General features: G+C 51.2%; 5 protein-coding genes. 1 reads left to right on the forward strand and 4 read right to left on the reverse strand.

Going from position 1 to position 4,025, the window contains the following annotated elements:
- Nucleotides 1–583, reverse strand: a 583-nt coding sequence (locus Q7O77_RS15265; RefSeq protein WP_304169294.1) for an amidohydrolase family protein, incomplete at its 3' end; no start/stop codon positions are given.
- A 356-nt stretch (nt 584–939) separates the two neighbouring features.
- The gene (locus tag Q7O77_RS15270) at nt 940–1,149 is read right to left on the reverse strand and encodes an ogr/Delta-like zinc finger family protein (protein WP_085651982.1); all 210 of its coding nucleotides are present in this window, start codon (nt 1,147–1,149) and stop codon (nt 940–942) included.
- Between the two features lie 433 nt (nt 1,150–1,582).
- Here Q7O77_RS15270 and Q7O77_RS15275 point away from each other — a divergent pair, with 433 nt between their 5' ends.
- Entirely contained in the window at nt 1,583–2,926 is a 1,344-nt protein-coding gene (locus Q7O77_RS15275) for an MFS transporter (RefSeq protein ID WP_304169297.1), read from the forward strand.
- Between the two features lie 49 nt (nt 2,927–2,975).
- Here the strand turns inward: Q7O77_RS15275 and smrA are convergent, their stop codons facing one another.
- A complete protein-coding gene (smrA, locus tag Q7O77_RS15280) occupies nt 2,976–3,542 on the reverse strand; it encodes a DNA endonuclease SmrA (RefSeq protein WP_304169300.1) in 567 nt (188 codons plus the stop codon).
- 282 nt (nt 3,543–3,824) lie between these two features.
- A partial coding sequence (locus Q7O77_RS15285; RefSeq protein ID WP_304169302.1) for a hypothetical protein occupies nt 3,825–4,025 on the reverse strand: 201 nt, incomplete at its 5' end.

Genomic DNA, 4,025 nt, shown 5'->3' on the forward strand with positions numbered 1-4,025 from the left:
GATGCCATTTTTGTATCAGGGCACGGCTGTCCTGATAGCTTTGTTGCACGTCATCGCACAGCGCTTCGGGCGCGTGACGATCCATCATGACTTTTCCGGTAATCAGCCTCATCGATGTATCTGCCGCCGCGCTGAACAGTGCATCGACAGACTGCGGATGCACCGTTGCGAAGACCATCGCGCTGGTGGTGCCATGTCGCAGGAGTTCGCGGATAAACACATGAGCCATTTCGCGGGCATAGTCGGCATCCGCGTATTTTTGCTCGGTCGGGAATGTATAGGTATTCAGCCATTCCAGCAGCTGTTCCCCGTAAGAGGCGATCATTTCAATTTGAGGGAAATGGACGTGGGTATCGATGAAGCCGGGCATGATCAACTGGCCTCGGTAATCTCTTACCGTCATAGTGGCCAGCTCTTCGGCGGTGACGTCCGCATAATTCAGCGCATTGAGCACCTTACCGTGCTGCACAATCAACAAACCATCGTCAATGAAGTGGGTGGCTTCTTCGGGATCGTGCCGCGGGTCGGCGGTAAAATACAGCAGGCTGGCGCGATACGCCTGAGTTTCAACGGCGTCAATCATTCACACCTCCATGAAAAGACGAGACAGTTTTTATCCATAAATGACACCTCGGAACAATCATTAACGGCGAGGGGAAATTATCGGCTGATTTTTGAGCTTGTTCTCCTGCGGCAGGAATCGTCAGCATGCTGACCTGGTTCTGTATCAAGACCAGTGTGTGCAAGTGACTGAAAATCAGTAAAAGTCATTTGATACTAAAAGCAGCATCCGGCGGGCGTCAATAACAGTAAGTGACTCAAGGGGGAAGAGGATTGAGTTTGCAACGTGATGCTGCGGGTCTAAGGCTGCGAGGATAGGGCGAAAAAGGTGTGTCAGGGGGAAGATTTCCCCCTAACTCGGTAGGGAAAAAGCCGCGATTAAGGCGGTGGCGGCGGGTTATCAGCGGAAGCTTCTACGGGATCCACTTTGCCTGGCACCATAATCGAACGGGTGACGGCTTCCAGTGTGACGAAGGTGTGCCCGCAATTGACGTTAGTACACTGATGGTAGCGCTCCTTGGCGCCATCCGACAGATATCGGCTGGAACGCGCATGGGCGGCATGGTGGCATAAAGGGCAATGCATCATGGTGGTATCTCCTTAAACAGATTCATCTCATCAACATAACCTTTATGGTGAAACCTTTTATTTGAATTTGCAAACATATTTCGGAAATAATGTTTTTGAATGGTTTTTTGAATTTGCTTTTTGCGCTTGCCTTGTTTTTATGTTATTGATTTTTAGTGATTTAATTGATTTTAGGTAGGCAATTAGACGTGATGGTGTGGTTTTAATCTTTCACAAAATGAGTTTTAATGTTTGCTGTCGAAGGTGTAAAAAAGAGCAGGTGTCGGTTTCGTACTTTCATTGGCGGAGCGCGTTGGCTATCATTCGCGCGCTCTGTCACGAATCCGTTTGGACAGCAAATTTATTATGGTTGGGCTGTTTTACTGTCGGAAATAATTGTTTACAGTGTAAGCCTTGGTTAACAGCCCCGCAGAAGAGTTATTGGAGAGTCAGCGTGACAGGTTCCACCCCCTTAGACGTTCGTCAGCTCATCAACGAACGTCCCCTCAGCTCCTACCAAAAGCTGATTGTCATCCTTTCATTCTGCATTATTGCATTGGATGGCATGGATATCGCCATCATGGGATTTATCGGTCCTTCGCTCAAAGCTGCGTGGGGAATTGGCAACGCTGAGCTGGCGGTGGTCATCAGCGCGGCATTGGTGGGACTGGCTCTGGGGGCGATGATTTCGGGACCGCTCGCGGACTGGCGTGGGCGCAAAGTCGTCATCATTAGCAGCGTATTCCTGTTCGGCCTGTGGACGCTGTTGGCGGCGTTCTCCGAAAACGTAGAACATCTGATTATTTTCCGTTTTCTGACCGGGCTAGGACTGGGCGCAGCCATGCCCAACGTCGGAACGCTGGTCGCGGAATACGCGCCGGAAAGGAAGCGCTCGTTCATCATTACCATCGTCTTTTGCGGGTTTAGCGTCGGCGCGGCAGCGGGCGGATTTGCTGCCTCCTGGTTAATCCCCCAGTGGGGATGGCATACCGTTCTCATGATGGGCGGTATTCTACCGCTGTTGCTGCTGCCATTTTTGGTAGTGAAACTGCCCGAGTCTGTCAGGTTTCTGGTGACCAAGCGCGCGAACCCCGAGCGTATTCATCACATCGTCGACAAAATTGCGCCTGGCGTCAGCCACCGCGGCACTCAGTTCGCGATGCCCGCAGAAGATAAAAAAGCGACGTTTGCCGTACGTTTGGTGCTGTCTAAAGAGTACCGTTTCGGCAGTTTCATGCTCTGGGGCGGCTATTTCTTCGGGTTGTTTATGGTCTACTTGTTAGGCAGCTGGTTGCCTACCGTGATCAAAGACGCCGGGATGACAGTCACTCAGGCAACGATCATTACCGCCTTGTATCAGTCCGGTGGCGCTTTCGGCTCGCTGTTTGCCGGTTGGCTGATGGACCGTATCAATCCGCATTTGGCGCTTGGCGTTATTTATGCGGCGGGGGGAGTGGCGACGGCGCTGATCGGACTATCGGAATCCTATTTTGTTTTACTTGCCTTACTGGCCTTTATCAGCGGCTTTTGCCTTAACGGTGCGAATACCGGCATGAATGCGCTTTCCGCACGTTTCTACCCGACGGCAGCGCGTGCGACAGGGTCTGGATGGATGCATGGCGTTGGGCGGATGGGCGCGATCATGAGCGCATTTGCAGGCGCGCAGGTGCTGGGTATGGAGTGGAGCTTTGGTATGATGTTTGCCGTTCTGGCGCTACCGGCTTTCCTGACGGCCTTGATGATCCTGGCGAAAGGCCAGCTTGGTCGTCGTCATCGCTCTGTCGCTTTCAGTTACTGAATGGCTAAAGGATTGCCCTGAACAATAGGGCAATCCTGTTTCCCTTGCTTTACCGGCTGCGTTTCGCATGCTTTTCCCAATTATCCTGACGCGACTGCGCTGATTTCTTCAACGCGACATAACAAGCTCCGTGACCGCCATGAGCAGGCTGTGCGACGCAGAACGCCTGCACTGACTCAAATTGAGGCAGCCAGCGGGCAAGATAGCTGCGAATGATATTGGCATGGGAGTCGTCATCGCGGCCTTTGCCGTGAATGAGGAGCAGGTTGCGCAGGTGGTCGTGCTGCGCCTGCAGCATAAACTCGAATAAGTTGTCGCGGCATACGGCCACGGGCTTTCTCATCAGATTCAGACTGGCATCCAGCGAATATTTCCCCTGACGCAGTTTGTCCAATACACCTCGCTGAATCCCATCCTGAGTGTGCATCAAGGGTTCATCCAGCGGAAGCACATCGATGTAGCCGCTAATCAGGAAATTGGTTGGTTCGCTTTCTGCTACGGCCTGTTTGGCTTTCAAGGCCGGTGATTTTTGAAGGTGTACCTTCGAACTGCACGAGGGCAGTGGGGTGGCATCGCCAACCGCGAGTCTGAACAAAGATTTTTCATCCGGTGTCATTGTCATTACCCTCGATGACCTATGGAGCAGGATGACTATAGCGGGAGCTGAAAAAAATATCATCGGGTTGCTTGAATTCGTCGTCCGGGAGCGAGCCGATAGGGGTAGTTACTGCGGCCCGGAGATTAAGGTTCTCACGGTTATCCCTCATCCTCTCAGAATACGTTGTGGTGACTTGTCTTCGTTTTTTTATTCTGATCCGACATTATATTCTTGGCCACGGCTCAGTGAACGTTTCTCGCGCAAAGATAACAATCGTAACCTCGGGGTGGTGTATAAAGATCAGTGAGTAAAAATGGTGTTTTTCCGTTCGATTTCATGGGCTGAATTATTGTTTTTTTCGGTCGGTTTAAAATAAAGAGGCGGGATTGCCACATCATGGATGCGTCTTTTTATTCTATTCATAATATTTTGCATTTTGCTGGATTTATTTTTCACCGCCGATATAGGGCTGATATAACCGAAGAACGCGATATTAAAAAC

It is taken from the genome of Lonsdalea britannica (genome assembly GCF_946477055.1).
GTDB lineage: Bacteria > Pseudomonadota > Gammaproteobacteria > Enterobacterales > Enterobacteriaceae > Lonsdalea > Lonsdalea britannica_A.